Here is a 14,276-nt window from a genome sequence, read left to right as displayed (position 1 = left end):
AAAACCGCGCAAAACAGGCGCATTTACTAGCGCGTTCCGCAAAACGGCGGGGCGCCATATCAAGGAGAGACCATGGCCAAGGAAGACACGCTCGAATTTCCCGGTGTCGTCAAGGAACTCCTGCCCAACGCGACATTCAGGGTCGAGCTTGAAAACGGCCATGAGATCATCGCACATACGGCAGGCAAAATGCGCAAGAACCGCATCCGCGTTCTCGCGGGCGACAAAGTTCAGGTGGAAATGACCCCCTACGATCTGACCAAGGGTCGGATCAACTATCGCTTCAAGTAAGTTTGGCGCGCAGCCCCGAGTATGTTCAGGCGTTTCGGGCAGCCTCCAAAGAGGCGGTCTCTTATGTGCATGAATTAGCTCAGGAAATGAACGATCCGCATGCTAAGGCGATCCTCGATTCTGCCGCCTTTTCCTTGGGTGTGCGCCTGCGCGAACGCGCCGCCATGATGCAAGATGAGGCAAAGTTGGAATGAAACTGATCCTCGGATCTGGCAGCCCGCGCCGCCGCGATCTGTTGGCGCAGATCGGGGTGGTGGCGGATGACATCCGCCCGCCCGAGATCGACGAAACCCCCGCCAAGGCCGAATTGCCCCGCCCCTATTGCGCCCGTATGGCGCGGCAAAAGGCATGGGCGGTTTCGGCGGATGCGGGCGATATCGTGCTCTGCGCCGACACCACCGTGGCGCTTGGGCGCCGCATTCTTGGCAAGCCGCAAGATATTGGCGAAGCGGCACAATTTCTGCTCGCCCTGTCCGGTCGGCGACACCGTGTGGTCACCGCAGTGGCCGTCCGGCGCGGTGCGCGCATATGGGAGCGTGACGTCGTGACCACCGTGCAGATGAAGCGTCTCTCGGATGAGGACCTCAACGCCTACCTTGCCACCAACGATTGGCAGGGCAAGGCGGGCGGCTATGGCATCCAAGGTCCTGCAGGCGCGTTAATCCCTTGGATTCAGGGCTCTTTCACCGCTGTTGTCGGCTTGCCACTCACTGAAACGGCTGGCCTCTTGCGCGCCGCGGGCTACCCTCTCTGGAAGGACACCCCATGACCCTGCGCACCATCGCGCTCGACCATCTGAACGGCGCCGAGGCCGCGGCCCTGTTGGTCGGCGGGCGACTTGAGGATCTGCTGATCGACTCGGATCAACCGCGCCCCGGTGCCATCTATCGCGCCATCGCCGACCGGCCCGTCAAAGGCCAGGGCGGCATGTTCCTGCGCACCCCGGATGGGTCCGCTTTCCTGCGCCAGATCAAAGGCTTGGCCCCCGGTCAACCGCTACTGGTGCAAGTCACGGGCTATGCCGAACTAGGCAAGGCGCTGCCTGTGACAAGCACTATTCTCTTCAAGAGCCGTTACGCAATCGTCACCCCTGACGCGCCGGGTCTCAATATCTCTCGTTCGATAAAGGACGAGGACCTGCGCGATTCTCTCCTCGAAATCGCCCACGCCGAGATGGGGCAGAGTGCGATGGGCCTGATCTTGCGCTCCTCATGTGATACAGCCGAAGCCTCTGATATAGCAGAGGATATTCGCGCAATGTGCGAGCTGGCCGAAGCCGTTCTGGCCGATGCTACAGGGTCCGAGCCTGAGACCCTGACCGAAGGCGATGGTCCCCATACCCTTGCGTGGCGCGACTGGGTGGCCCCCTCCGATGTGATGACCACCCCCGGCTCCTTCGCAACAAGTGGCGTGCTCGACCAGATTGGGGCACTCAGTGACTCTCAGGTGCCCCTGCCTGGTGGCGGATCATATTATATCGAGCCTACCCGGGCGCTTGTGGCCGTGGATGTCAACACTGGCGGAGACGCCAGTCTTGCGGCCGGGCTCAAGGCCAACATCGCCGTGGCCCGCGACCTTCCGCGCCAGTTGCGCCTGCGGGGCTTGGGGGGGCAGATCACTCTCGATCTTGCACCAATGCCCAAAAAAGACCGCCGCACCTTCGAATCCGTTCTCCGCGCCACGTTTCGTCAGGATGCGACAGAAACTGCGCTTGTGGGCTGGACACCTCTGGGGCACTTTGAGTTGCAACGCAAACGTGACCGCCTGCCTCTGACCGACCTATTCAAATGACCTGTCCTATCTGCCAGAAAAAGACTGACCCCGCCTACCGCCCCTTCTGCTCGCGGCGCTGTGCTGACATTGATCTCGGCAAATGGTTTGCGGGCGATTACGCTGTTCCCTCCACAGAGCCCGCCGATCTGGAAGAGGCCATCGACGCCTTGGAGCAAGAGCTGCAAAAACCCCATTGAATTTTGCTCATACCCTCTGGACACCCCGCGCGCGCTCGCCTAGAACGCATCCACCCGAAGGCCAAGCCTTCTCCCATGCCCGGGTAGCTCAGGGGTAGAGCAGTGGATTGAAAATCCTCGTGTCGGTGGTTCGATTCCGCCCCCGGGCACCATTTTTACATATAAATAACAAATAGTTACGAACAGTATGTTGGCAGCCGGTTACTGGGCCAGAATTGCTTGGGTATCATATGGGTATCATTTGCCCGCCGCTTGGGACCTGATCGGCAATCAATGCGCCTGAGCGTTAGATGCCAGTTTGCCCTCTAACCGTCGTATGACTCGCCGTCGAACGCGCCGCTGACAGTCAAGTCAACAAGGCGGCACGCGGCGACTATGGTGCCGAGGGATCGTCAAGTTGTTGAGGGTCGTCTCGTTGGCCAGTCGCGCGGTCTGATGATCAGGCAGATTTCCACACCCTGCCTGAAAGGCTACCGTTTCCCGCGCTCCATCATATCCTACGCTGTTTGGGCAGACGACCGCTTTGCTCTTAGCTTGCGCGACGTTGAGTATCTGCTCGCCGAGCGCGGTAGTGTTGTCAGCAAAGCGGCGATTAGGGCGTGGGTTGGAAAATTTGGAACACCTGCGCAAACAGCATCCCTTCGTGACACCCAGAACCGCCGCTCCTCTCGATCTGTCGGCAACAACTTGACGGTCCCAACTCAACCTATCACATCGACCACCAAGTTTTGCCCACTCCCCGCACAGAGCGTATCAGGTTCAGATCACCTTGCGCTCTTGCTGATGGTCATGCCGCGCTATTGGACGGTTGGCCACCAATTTGCGCAACAGCACATAGAAGACAGGTGTCATGAAGATACCAAAGACGGTCACGCCAATCATGCCCGCGAAAACCGCAACGCCCATTGCGACGCGCATTTCCGCGCCTGCCCCTGTCGACAAAACGAGCGGCAGCACGCCCAAGATGAAGGCAATCGAGGTCATCAGGATCGGGCGCAGGCGCAGGCGGCTGGCTTCGATCGCGGCCTCGACCGGCGTCTTGCCTTCTATCTCAAGCTCTCGTGCAAACTCGACGATAAGGATAGCGTTCTTTACCGAGAGCCCGATCAAGACAACCAGACCGATCTGGGTGAAGACATTGTTGTCCCCCCCTGTGAGCCAGATGCCGGTCAATGCGGCCATCACCCCCATAGGGACGATCATTATGATCGCGATTGGCAGCGTCATGCTTTCGTACTGCGCGGCCAGAACCAGGAACACCAGCAGCAGGATCAGAGGGAAGACCAACACCTCGGAGTTGCCGGCGAGGATTTGCTGGTAGGTCAGTTCGGTCCATTCGAACGCGACCCCTTTCGGCAGGGTTTCTGCGGCGATCCTTTCGACGGCGTCCTGGGCCTGCCCCGAGGAAAATCCGGGGGCGGGGCCGCCATTGACGTCGGCGGCAAGGTAACCGTTATACCGTGTGACCCGGTCCGGCCCCGTGGTCGGGTACACATCGAGCAGGGCGGAAAGGGGGATCATCTCTCCAGTTCGGGAGCGGACCTCGAATTGTCCGACGTCGTCTGCGTGAGCGCGGTATTTTGCATCCGCCTGAACCCGGACCGAGTAGGTCCGGCCGAATGCGTTGAAGTCGTTCACGTAAAGCGACCCGAGATAGATTTGCAGCGTGTCGAAGACGTCTGTCACCGAAACGCCCAGCTGCTCGGCCTTTGTGCGGTCGAGATCTGCGTAGAGCTGCGGGACGTTGATCTGGAAGCTGGAGAACAATCCGGCCAGTTCGGGCGCTTGGTATGCTTGGGCCAGGAACGCCTTATTGGCGCTGTCGAGTACGTCGAACCCGAGGCCTGCACGATCCTCGATTTGCAGCTTGAAGCCCCCGGTCGTTCCCAGCCCCTGCACGGGAGGGGGCGAGAACATGGCGATGAAGGCATCCTGAATGGAGCCGAATTTCTGGTTAAGTTGCATCGCGATCGCATCCCCTGAAAGCTCGGGAGATTGGCGTTCCTCAAAGTCTGTCAGCGTTGCGAAAACGATGCCCGCATTCGAGGAATTCGTGAAGCCGTTGATCGAAAGACCTGGAAATGCGACCGCATGTTCGACGCCGGGCTGTTCCAGCGCGATCTCGCTCATGCGGCGGATGACGTCCTCGGTACGATCGAGCGTGGCAGCGTCGGGAAGTTGGGCGAAGCCGATGAGATACTGCTTGTCCTGCGCGGGCACGAAGCCGCCGGGAATGGACGTAAAGAGGCCGTATGTCGTGCCAGCAAGTGCAAGGTAGACGACCATGACGAGACTCTTGCGGGACAGCAAGCCACCGATACTGTGGCCATAGGCATTGGACCCTGCGCCGAACGCCTTGTTGAACGCTCGGAAGAACCATCCGAACAGCCGGTCCATTCCCTTTGTCAGCCAGTCCTTGGGGGCGTGATGGTCCTTGAGCAGAAGCGCAGCCAAAGCCGGGGACAAAGTCAGCGAATTGATCGCGGATATCACCGTGGAAATCGCGATTGTCAGGGCGAACTGGCGAAAGAATTGGCCGGACAGACCAGAGATGAACGCCAGAGGAACGAAGACTGCCACCAGCACCAGTGCGATCGCGATGATCGGCCCGGAGACCTCTTTCATGGCCTTGTAGGTCGCCTGGCGCGGGTTGAGGCCGTTCTCGATGTTCCGTTCGACGTTTTCGACGACGACGATGGCGTCATCCACGACGATGCCGATGGCGAGCACGAGGCCGAAGAGGCTGAGCGCGTTGATGGAAAAGCCGAACACATACATGACGCCGAATGTGCCGACGATCGAAACAGGGACGGCGATCAACGGAATGATTGAGGCGCGCCAGGTTTGCAGGAATACGATGACCACGATGACCACAAGTGCGACGGCTTCCAGCAGCGTGTGCACGACTTTCTCAATAGAGGAGCGGACGAACTTGGTGGTGTCGTAGACGATCTCGAATTCGACATCGTCCGGCATCGCCTCCTCAAGCTCTTCCATGGTGGTTAGCACCTCGTTCGAGATCGCGATCGCGTTGGAACCAGGAGACTGGAACACTGGCAAGGCAACGGCGGCTTTGCCATCCAAGAGCGAGCGCAGTGAATAGTCCGCCGCACCGAGTTCGATCCGGGCGACATCGTGCAGGCGTGTGACCTGGCCGGTCTCGCCGGTGCGCACGATAATGTTCCCGAAATCCTCTGGCGTCTGCAAGCGGCCCTGTGCATTGACGCTGAGTTGCAAGTCGACGCCGTCCACGTTCGGCGACGCGCCGATAATGCCGGCGGCGGCCTGAACGTTCTGTTCGCGAATGGCATTGGTGATATCGCTGGCGGCCAGATCGTATTGAGCCGCCTTTTGGGGGTCTATCCAGACCCGCATAGAATAGTCGCCCGACCCGAACACCTGAACCTGGCCGACACCGTCGATCCGTGCCAGCCGGTCTTTGATGTTTAGGACCGCGTAGTTACGAAGATAAGTGATGTCGTAACGGTCGTTCGGAGAGGTCAGGTGCACCACCATCATCAGGTCCGGCGAGCTTTTCACAGTCGAGACACCAAGGCTCCTGACTTCGGCGGGAAGGCGAGGTTCGGCCTGGGAGACGCGGTTCTGGACAAGCTGCTGCGCCTGGTCTGCGTCGGTTCCCAGCTCGAAGGTCACCGTCAGTGTCAGCACACCATCAGAGGTCGCCTGGCTAGACATATAGAGCATGCCTTCGACACCATTGATCTGTTCCTCGAGCGGCGTTGCGACGGTTTCCGCAATCACCTTGGGGTTCGCGCCGGGATAGGTCGCCCTGACGACGATCGAGGGGGGGACCACCTCGGGATATTCGGAGATCGGCAGGTTTGGTATGCTGATCAGGCCACCCAGCAGGATCAGGAGTGACAGCACAGCCGCAAAGACCGGGCGGTCAATAAAAAGTCTGGAGATATTCATTTTCCATGTCCTTCAAGGGGAGGATTGAGACAGGCGGAGCCAATCCGGTGGCAGGCGGCCATCGGAAAAATGCATTTCGTGTTTGGTGCGTGCCGCGACGCCTGGCCGCGCAGGGTTAGTTCACCGAGGCGATCTTTTCCTGAGCTTGGGGATCGACCAGCGCACCAGGCCTGATCCGTTGCAGGCCGTTGACCACGATCCGCTCGCCCGGCGTCAGGCCCTGTTCGACGATCTTCTGGCCTTCGGCGTTGCGGCCAAGTTCCACGGCGCGGTAATTGACCCTGTTGTCGACGTCGACGACATAGACAAACTTCTTGTCCTGATCAGTGCCGATTGCGCGTTCACTGACTAGGATCTTGTCTTCGAGCAACGGTTCGCCCATGCGGACGCGAACAAACTGGCCGGGGAAGAGCAGTCCGTCCGGGTTGTCGAAAACGGCCCTGACAGCGATGGTACCGCTGGCGGCATCGACTTCGTTGTCGATAAGCTGAAGCCTGCCTTTGACCGGATTGCCGCTTACGTTACCGGTTTCGATCTCAACCGGAACAAGATCGAGCGGGGGCATGGTGCCGACGCCGCGTGGTAGCTTGGCAAGCAATTCGGAGATCAGGTCTTCGTCCGCGTTGAAGCTTGCATAGATGGGATCGACGGACACGAGCGTGGTCAGCGTGAGCGAAGTAGCGCCGCCAGCGATCAGGTTTCCGGCGGTGATTTCAATCTTGCCGACACGGCCTGAGATCGGCGCGCGGACCTGCGTGTAGCCGAGTTCGAGGTTTGCAGATCTCAGGGCCGCTGTGGCGGTGCGCAGGTTCGCCTGGGCTTGCAAGACGGTATTTTGCCGTTGATCAAGGACGCTTTGGGGAATGGTCCGGTTCTTGATGAGCTTGGCGCCCCGGTCGAGTTCCAATTGGGCCAGGTCAAGCTGGGCTTTGGCGAGGGCCACTTGACCGTCGTGCCGGGTGACGGCTGTCTCGAAAGGTTCGGGATCAATGGTGAACAGCAAGTCGCCGGCCTTGACATACGACCCTTCGCGGAAATCCACCGACTGTATTGTGCCGCTGACCCGCGACCGGATCTGAACCCGGTCGACGGCCTCCAGACGGCCAGAAAAATTCTCCCACAGCGCGACCTTCTTGCTGGTCACTTCCGCTACAGTCACAGGCACCGCAGGGGCTTCGGCCTGCGTTTCCGCCGCGATCGCAGATTTGGTTGCGGGGAAGTCCATCAACGCCGTTCCCGCCGCAAGGGAGACGACAATTGCCAGGCTGGCGCCCGCGAAGGCCCAGTGATTGTTTCTCGGTTTCATCAATCTTTCCTTTGATCTGGACAAAAGCGGCCAGTGGTCGCGCGCCCCGTCGAGGCGCGGTCAAACTGTCACTGGTTGTTGAGCGAATTCAAAAAGTCGGAAAACTGCCTGGTGAGGCTCTCTTGCCAAGTTACGGGTGAGTCGCCCTTGCAGCCATAGATCGAGGGCCACCCCATCCCGGCGGGAAGAATGTGTTGGCTGACCTTGACGTTTGCAGCGATCAGCGCCACCGCATAGGCGAGTGTCTCGTCGTGCAGCGGGTCGTCTTCGGACGTGACGACCAGGGCTGGTGCGACGCCAGCCAGCCTGGAACAGGTTCGGGGTGCCGCGTAGGGGTGGCACAAACCGCCGCTCAGATAGTGACTCCACCCCTCTGTCCAGCGGTTCCGCATGTCGAGGGGCGCGCCGCTGCGGATCGAGGCCGAGCCCATATATGGGTCAAGCAAGGGTGACAGCAGGACCTGGCCGTCCAAAGCATGTTCGCAATGGTCCCGGGCCTTGAGCGCAACCGCCGCCGCGAGGTTTCCGCCGGATTCCACACCACAAACCAGCAAGGGAGATTTCCTTGTGCCAAGGCCCGCGCGTTTCCGTGCCAGATGGGACAGTACCGCAAAGCCGGTTTCAAGCGGGCTGGGAAACACGCTTCCCGACACGCCGCAGCAATCTGGTATGACGACGGTTATTCCCGTCCCAGCAATGGTCTCCGCAACGAGGTTGGCCTCGTTTTTGTCGCCCTGAAATGCACAGCCGCGAAAGAAAAGCAGGATCGGTGCAGAGGTGCATTGTGCCGAGCAATTGAGAATGCGTGCGGGCACGGACCCGCTGGCAGCAGTTTCAAGCGTCATGTCCCTTCGGTCTATTGGCATCGTATCATCTCACTTCGTTCAGAAGCTTTATCGAGGGGCCGTAATCCCTTCACCTCGAATAGATGCATTTGTTCGGAAAATTTAACAAGATTGCCTTTTTGGGTTAGACTATTCGTGTTTTCGTATAATCGTCTGATTTGCGCCAGTATCAGCGACAGAGGTGCTGGCGAAATGACCTGTTTCATCCCTCCGCACGCCATGCATGTGATTGAGGTTGTCGGGACGAGAGAACGCGCGATCACAATGCAGCGTCAGCGAACCGGCTGGATGTCGGACAGCATGCCGATCAGCCAATCCACGAAAACCCTGACCTTGTTGCTCAGGTGCCGGTTTGGCGGATAGACCACATAGACCGGAACCGTCTTTGCCTTCCAGTCTGACAGCACCGGCACAAGCGCGCCTTTGGCGATCTCGTCCTCGGCCATGAAATCCGGCAATTGGCCGATGCCCTGGCCAGAAATCGTGGCACGCAAATAGCTTCGGACATCGTTGACGGCAATCCGGTGCTTGCTGTTGATGGAAATTTCGCTGTCATCCTGCGCGAAAACAAAGGGTTTCAGACTGCCGGTCTGGGCGATGAAATAGTTCACGCAAAGATGGTCGGTTTCGAGCTGTGCCGGTGTTGAAGGTGTCCCGTGGTTTTCAAGATATGAAGGCGCTGCGCAGGTGATTAGGCCGATTTCGGAAACGCGCCGGGCGATCAATGACTGATCCTTGGGTTCCCCGGCCCGCAGTGCGCAGTCGACGTTCTCTCGCACATAGTCGACAGTTCTGTCAGTGACACCGATGTCGAGCTGGATGTCAGGATAACTCTGATAGAAATCAGCCAGTGACGGAATGACGTACCAATCGGCGAAGGCACCGGACATTTCGACCCGCAGCCGGCCGCTGGGGCGGGTCTGGCGATGTGTCAGGCTGTTGTCGAGCTCGTCGATCTCGCTCACGAGTTGCACAGCCCTTTCGTAATAGAACGCGCCATCAGTCGTCACGATCACGAGGCGCGTGGTTCTGTTCAGCAACTTGGTCTGCAAGTGCTTTTCCAAGCGTTGAATAAGGTTGGTCAGGGTTGCCTTGGGCATGCGCAGGCTTTCCGCGGCACGGGTGAAATTTCCCGTTTCAACGACCCTGACAAAGGCCCGCATGGCGGAGAGTTGATCCATTAAACCTCTGTCCGATGTGATCGCTGGGCATATTGTCCGAAGGTAGGAATAGCGTAGAGAAGTTTGCGCACTTGTTCAAATGAATGAAAAGCATGAATCAATTCCCTAGGTTCAGCGGGATCGTTAAGTTGTTGCCGACAGTGAGGTGCCCTTTCCCCTTTCAGTTTCAGGTCACGCCATTCGATAATTCTCCTGCTTTGTTGTAACTGCCCAGATCATTCGGGCCATCTTGTTTGCTAAGGCAACGGCAGCAACCTCTTCGGCTTGAGCGCGACAAGTGCGGCTAACCAGCGGTTGGCGCTGCCACCTTTACGAACGACCCGACGTATCACGCTCATGGCGCCGACGATCAGCAATCGACGGATGTCGGTTTGCCCAATCTTGCTGACCGATCCCAGTCTGGCCTTTCCGCGCGTTGACCTTTGTCGAGGCACCAAACCCAGCCATGCGGCGAAGTTGCGGCCGCTGTCAGACGTGTCAAGATCAGGCGCGAATGCCGCGACAGCACCTGCGGTGACAGGGCCGATCCCTGGAATGGTGCAAAGCCTGCGCAGTTGCTCATCTGTCTTTGATGAGGTCTCCAGCTCATCGGAAAGCCGGTCTATGACTTCGGTGAGACGCGCAATCTGCTCAACATAGATCGATCCCATGTGTCGAACCGGCTCGGGCAGATCTGTGCTCTCTTCAGCAAGGGCGTTCTCAAGCAGTTTGAGGCTTGCCGGCCCTTTGGGTGCTACCAACCCAAACTCAGCCAAATGGCCGCGCAGGGCATTGATAAGCTGCGTGCGCTGTCGAACCATACATTGATACGTTCGGAACGCGACCGCCCGGCCTTGGGTTGCCACATTCTTTACGGCTACGAACCGCATGGTCGGACGCATGGCGGCCTCCGCAATGGCTTCCGCGTCCGCGCGATCATTCTTCTGGCGCTTTACGAACGGCTTCACGTAAGCAGCAGGCACGAGCCTAGCTTCGTGGCCATGACTTTGAGCAATACGGCCCCAGTGAAGCGACGTCGCGCAGGCTTCCATTGCGACAATGCAGGCAGGCTGGTCAGCCAACAGCGTCGCCAGACGGGTTCTCGACACAGCGCGGTCGAAGACAACCACCCCATCGGGCCCAACTGCACAGACCTGAAAACTGCCTTTTGCCAAGTCGATCGCCAAAATACTGATCTTTGAGGTCATCGATATACCCTCCACTAAGCGAATATAGAACCGTCATGGTATACGATGCCGGCCGGTGGGTGCATCCACCGCATCAATTCACTCCCCAGTGACAACACCAACTCCAAGCTGATATCCGCCCGTTCCCGTCGACCAGACACTGCTTCCTTGCATCGGCAGACCACCACCAAATAATGGAACGCGGTATTTGTCGACGCGCCCGTCGGCGGTCGGAGACGAGATGGAATGATCATGGCGCGTGTCCTTGTCTTTGCTTTTGACCTCAAAGAGGCTTCGCAGATTCGCCGTATTCGCAGCTTGTTACAGCTCGGCTACGACGTGCGAAGCCTGGCGTTTCAGCGCGGCAATATGAACGCGGACTTCGTGCCAGACTGGACGAATACCAACCTCGGTCACGTCCCGAACGAGAATTACGGCAAACGCCTGCTTGCTCTTATCCGAGCGCTCTGGCCAGCCTTCAGATCACGGCAGGATCTCAGATCTGCAGATGTCATTGTGGCGCGAAACTTCGATCTTTTGATCCTCGCCTGGATGGCACGAAGCCTGTTCGGTCGAAGACGGGTCCCAATCGTATACGAGTGCCTCGACATTCATCGGCTATTCACGCGCCCCGATGCGATTGGTGCTCTGATGCGTTGGTGTGAACGGCGCCTTCTGGCGCGCGTACAGCTTCTGATCGTCTCTTCGCCCGGCTTCGTCGAACATTACTTCGTGCCGGTTCAGGGGTTCCTCGGTGACGTCTCGATCATCGAAAACAAGCTCTGGTTCGATGGCGCAAAGGTCTCGCGTCCGCTGTACGCACCGCGACGCGATGCGCAGGGTCCCATTGTAGTTAGTTGGGTCGGATCCATTCGCTGTGCGCCCAGCCTTCAGATCCTGCTTCAAACCGCCGACCGGATGGGCAAGGACGTGCAGATCAACATCCACGGGAATGTTCACCGACACGCGGTCGGCGACATCGACGCCGCTGTGGAGTCGCGGGAAAATATTCGATTCTTTGGCCCTTATAGCTATCCCGGCGATCTGGAAGCGATCTATGCTGGCAGCGATCTCGTCTGGGCACAGGATCTCTGGCAGAGCGGCGCGAATTCGGACTGGCTGTTGCCCAATCGGATTTATGAGGCGAGCTGGTTCGGCTGCCCTTCGATTGCGGTTGAAACGACCGAGACAGGTCGAAAGGTCGCAGCCGAACAACTGGGCCTGACAATATCAGAGCCCTCCGCCGATGCGCTTGTCGCGCTCCTACGCCGTATCACGCGTCCTGAACTCAGCGCTCTTTCGCAAGGGATTCTGGAGCAGGACGACAAGCAGTTCGAACTTCGCCCCGAGGCGATTGCAGACGCTCTGAGCCCGGCATTCCGAATCTCGCCAGCAGACCGCTAGGACGGCCTTCTCGGGTTTGAGTGTCGACACCAAGCCTAAAGCGGACAGCATTGTCTCCCTGACACCGTGGTCACGCCCCAAGCCCGAAACGCCGCAGCGCGCCCGAAACAGTTTGCCGAACACCATTGCCAAGACGTCGCGCCTTCGGCGTGTGTCGATAACCCGGTATGGGCTGACATTGCCCGATAGCACCGCGATTCTCTGACTTAAAGCGCTCGACCCAGACTTCTGTAGGATCGTTGGATGCACGTTGAGCCTTGGGCTGAAAGACATCCTCGCCGGTCGATGCGTCGGGCAACTCGATACTGAGATAGGCCGCAATACGCTGCATTGCGCCCCTCCGGTCGGCGACGACATCCTCGTAGAAGAGTTCCAAGGGCTTCACGCCCAGACTGGCCAGGAAAGACGTCCACCCGGCATTGAAATCGGCAATCGCATCCACCTTCGCCGCAATCAGATTGCGGTCGTATCGCGCTTCGGCCCGCTCCGGCATGTCCGAGATCCAAGCCCCTGTTTGCTGCGCCCGCGCAAATGAAACCGCCTGCCGCACGAGATCGCGGCGCTGTAGTTGGATGAATCGATAGCTCAACGGATCGACTTCGTGGTCCACAAACGCTTCCAGATGCTCATGGTGTAACTTTACGGAGAAAACTCCGTTGGGACCGGTGCGAACTGATTTGATGAATTGGAGAGTATCGGCGGCACCGGCACGGCGCGCGCGTTGTTCCCAGACCGGCCAGTTGCCGGGATTGAGATATTCCAGCGGATAGCCAAAGCAATTCAGGGCACGCATCTGATGGCCGAGAAAATGGCTGCCGCATCGCGGCGTCGTGCAAATGGCGACATGACATGTCGCCGGGGTCGGATCGAAGTCGTTCTCGACTGCGAATTGCCGCTGCCAGAGAGTCTCCGGAACAGCAAGCTGCTGGCTGTTTAATTCGTTTTCAGGGGGTGCGGTCACGAGTCATCCTCACAGTGCGTCAAGTGTTTGCTTGTTCCGGGTAACCGATCTACCCATGAGCAGGGCAGGGCGCTCTTCGCTTCGATGTGATTGTTCGGCTTGGCCGTGTCTTTGCAGTCGTGCAATTAAAGCCTTGGCCAGCAAATGAAACCCTTTAGTTACGCGACCACACCCGAGATTCGGCCGGAGCGAGCTTCGTTTCTCATGACTTGCATGCCCATCGGCAAGAAACCGTGGCCGAAAATGCGATAGTTCGCGCATCTAAGGAAGGTCTTGTTATAGTTCGCTAATATTGATTTGACACCATGAGCGCGAGCCGAATCCCCTGAGTTTATTTGGTGTTTAAGGAACTTCTGCCAAGCAGAGGTGGCAAAATTCTGCTGTTCTCGCTGCAGTTGCAAAGTGACGCTACACGATATCGGAGCCATCAAGTAATGATTTGTGCAGATTTCCAGTCACCTCTTCAGGAGCACGCACATGTCGACGTCGAATGAAGTTAGCCCGGAAGTGTTTACCAGTCGCCAAACTTGTTCCGGCGGCCACGAGCATGGCGATACGAGAGTCTCCTCCCGCAGGGTGTTAGGGGGGCGCTCAAAGAGAGTTTTGGACGTTTTCGTTGCGCTCTTCGGCCTCGTTCTTCTAAGCCCTCTGTTCATACTGATCGCCTGCGCGATCAAGCTTACATCGCCCGGCCCTGTGCTGTTTGGTCATACTCGCATCGGCTATGCCGGGCAGCCGTTCCGCTGCTGGAAGTTTCGCTCAATGGTGGTCGATGGTCAGGACCTGTTGGACCGCTACCTGGCAGAACACCCTGACGAGCACCATACATGGGTAACCGAACGCAAACTGAAGAACGATCCCCGTGTAACCCGGATTGGGGGGGTTCTCCGTACCTATAGCGTCGATGAGTTGCCGCAATTGCTCAATGTTCTGGTCGGCTCAATGAGTCTGGTCGGGCCACGCCCCGTGGTGCGCGATGAACTGTCACTCTACAGCGACGCGGTGCAGTTTTATCTGAGCGCACACCCAGGAATCACCGGCCTTTGGCAAGTAAGCGGACGCAGCGATGTCGGTTACGACAAGCGGGTCGAATTGGACAAATCATATGTACAAAACTGGTCGTTGTTTTTGGACTGCGTGATTCTAGTCCGCACAATCCCGGCGGTTATCGCGGCGCGGGGCTCGTATTGAGCCGCGGCGGGATCGCGCGCAACACCGC

The 14,276-nt window shown here is 58.5% G+C and carries 12 protein-coding genes, 1 tRNA gene and 2 pseudogenes; 9 read left to right on the top strand and 6 right to left on the bottom strand.

All coding sequences use genetic code 11. From position 1 onward, the window contains the following. The first annotated feature begins 72 nt into the window (after positions 1-72). From infA to ROS217_RS24615, 7 genes and pseudogenes are all read left to right on the top strand, one after another. Positions 73-291 (top strand): translation initiation factor IF-1, encoded by a 219-nt coding sequence (gene infA / locus ROS217_RS02710; protein WP_005978431.1) that lies wholly within the window; start codon positions 73-75, stop codon positions 289-291. Between the two features lie 2 nt (positions 292-293). Continuing rightward, positions 294-485: a hypothetical protein gene (locus ROS217_RS02705; RefSeq protein WP_009816116.1), complete on the top strand. Its 192-nt coding sequence runs from the start codon at positions 294-296 to the stop codon at positions 483-485. Next, a complete protein-coding gene (locus ROS217_RS02700; protein WP_009816115.1) occupies positions 482-1,060 on the top strand; it encodes a Maf family protein in 579 nt (192 codons plus the stop codon). Before ROS217_RS02705 ends, ROS217_RS02700 begins: the two co-directional genes overlap by 4 nt. After that, positions 1,057-2,082, top strand: a complete 1,026-nt coding sequence (locus ROS217_RS02695) for a ribonuclease E/G (RefSeq protein ID WP_009816114.1) — start codon at positions 1,057-1,059, stop codon at positions 2,080-2,082. Before ROS217_RS02700 ends, ROS217_RS02695 begins: the two co-directional genes overlap by 4 nt. Further along, positions 2,079-2,261, top strand: a complete 183-nt coding sequence (locus tag ROS217_RS02690) for a DNA gyrase inhibitor YacG (RefSeq protein WP_009816113.1) — start codon at positions 2,079-2,081, stop codon at positions 2,259-2,261. The genes ROS217_RS02695 and ROS217_RS02690 overlap by 4 nt, the downstream gene beginning before the upstream one ends. A gap of 77 nt (positions 2,262-2,338) precedes the next feature. Beyond that, positions 2,339-2,413: transfer RNA gene (locus ROS217_RS02685), tRNA-Phe, on the top strand. Positions 2,414-2,696: 283 nt separating this feature from the next. After that, a pseudogene (locus ROS217_RS24615) lies at positions 2,697-2,882 on the top strand (IS6 family transposase); the annotation flags it as partial. A gap of 138 nt (positions 2,883-3,020) precedes the next feature. Here ROS217_RS24615 and ROS217_RS02680 read toward each other — a convergent pair. The 5 genes and pseudogenes from ROS217_RS02680 to ROS217_RS02660 all read right to left on the bottom strand — a co-directional run bounded on the left by ROS217_RS02680 (position 3,021) and on the right by ROS217_RS02660 (position 10,713). Continuing rightward, positions 3,021-6,194, bottom strand: a complete 3,174-nt coding sequence (locus ROS217_RS02680) for an efflux RND transporter permease subunit (RefSeq protein ID WP_009816112.1) — start codon at positions 6,192-6,194, stop codon at positions 3,021-3,023. Positions 6,195-6,309: 115 nt separating this feature from the next. Next, on the bottom strand, positions 6,310-7,500 hold the full coding sequence (locus tag ROS217_RS02675; protein ID WP_009816111.1) for an efflux RND transporter periplasmic adaptor subunit: 1,191 nt from the start codon (positions 7,498-7,500) through the stop codon (positions 6,310-6,312). A 68-nt stretch (positions 7,501-7,568) separates the two neighbouring features. After that, positions 7,569-8,345, bottom strand: a complete 777-nt coding sequence (locus tag ROS217_RS02670) for an alpha/beta hydrolase fold domain-containing protein (RefSeq protein ID WP_009816110.1) — start codon at positions 8,343-8,345, stop codon at positions 7,569-7,571. 272 nt (positions 8,346-8,617) lie between these two features. Next, a complete protein-coding gene (locus ROS217_RS02665) occupies positions 8,618-9,526 on the bottom strand; it encodes a LysR family transcriptional regulator (RefSeq protein ID WP_009816109.1) in 909 nt (302 codons plus the stop codon). A gap of 171 nt (positions 9,527-9,697) precedes the next feature. Next, positions 9,698-10,713, bottom strand: a pseudogene (locus tag ROS217_RS02660) (IS110 family transposase). Between the two features lie 231 nt (positions 10,714-10,944). Between ROS217_RS02660 and ROS217_RS02655 the strand changes: the two are divergent. Continuing rightward, positions 10,945-12,096: a glycosyltransferase gene (locus tag ROS217_RS02655; RefSeq protein WP_157046520.1), complete on the top strand. Its 1,152-nt coding sequence runs from the start codon at positions 10,945-10,947 to the stop codon at positions 12,094-12,096. A gap of 70 nt (positions 12,097-12,166) precedes the next feature. On the opposite strand, the gene ROS217_RS02650 is transcribed toward ROS217_RS02655, so the two are convergent. Beyond that, positions 12,167-13,057, bottom strand: a complete 891-nt coding sequence (locus ROS217_RS02650; protein WP_157046519.1) for a Stf0 family sulfotransferase — start codon at positions 13,055-13,057, stop codon at positions 12,167-12,169. A 477-nt stretch (positions 13,058-13,534) separates the two neighbouring features. Here ROS217_RS02650 and ROS217_RS02640 point away from each other — a divergent pair, with 477 nt between their 5' ends. Then, positions 13,535-14,248, top strand: coding sequence for a sugar transferase (locus ROS217_RS02640; protein ID WP_085978771.1), 714 nt, complete (start codon positions 13,535-13,537; stop codon positions 14,246-14,248). Positions 14,249-14,276: the final 28 nt, after the last annotated feature.

Origin of the sequence: Roseovarius sp. 217 (assembly GCF_000152845.1) — a bacterium.
In the GTDB taxonomy this organism is placed as follows: Bacteria; Pseudomonadota; Alphaproteobacteria; order Rhodobacterales; family Rhodobacteraceae; genus Roseovarius.
The sequence above is the reverse complement of the archived record's forward strand: the minus strand, read 5'-3'. Positions and strand labels throughout refer to the sequence as shown.

Bases quoted from the DNA above. Each gene is read 5' to 3' on its own strand.
- ROS217_RS02700 (WP_009816115.1), top strand. From the start codon at position 482: ATGAAACTGATCCTCGGATCTGGCAGCCCGCGCCGCCGCGATCTGTTG.
- ROS217_RS02675 (WP_009816111.1), bottom strand. From the start codon at position 7,500: ATGAAACCGAGAAACAATCACTGGGCCTTCGCGGGCGCCAGCCTGGCA.
- infA (WP_005978431.1), top strand. From the start codon at position 73: ATGGCCAAGGAAGACACGCTCGAATTTCCCGGTGTCGTCAAGGAACTC.
- ROS217_RS02680 (WP_009816112.1), bottom strand. From the start codon at position 6,194: ATGAATATCTCCAGACTTTTTATTGACCGCCCGGTCTTTGCGGCTGTG.
- ROS217_RS02655 (WP_157046520.1), top strand. From the start codon at position 10,945: ATGGCGCGTGTCCTTGTCTTTGCTTTTGACCTCAAAGAGGCTTCGCAG.
- ROS217_RS02640 (WP_085978771.1), top strand. From the start codon at position 13,535: ATGTCGACGTCGAATGAAGTTAGCCCGGAAGTGTTTACCAGTCGCCAA.
- ROS217_RS02690 (WP_009816113.1), top strand. From the start codon at position 2,079: ATGACCTGTCCTATCTGCCAGAAAAAGACTGACCCCGCCTACCGCCCC.
- ROS217_RS02695 (WP_009816114.1), top strand. From the start codon at position 1,057: ATGACCCTGCGCACCATCGCGCTCGACCATCTGAACGGCGCCGAGGCC.
- ROS217_RS02665 (WP_009816109.1), bottom strand. From the start codon at position 9,526: ATGGATCAACTCTCCGCCATGCGGGCCTTTGTCAGGGTCGTTGAAACG.
- ROS217_RS02670 (WP_009816110.1), bottom strand. From the start codon at position 8,345: ATGACGCTTGAAACTGCTGCCAGCGGGTCCGTGCCCGCACGCATTCTC.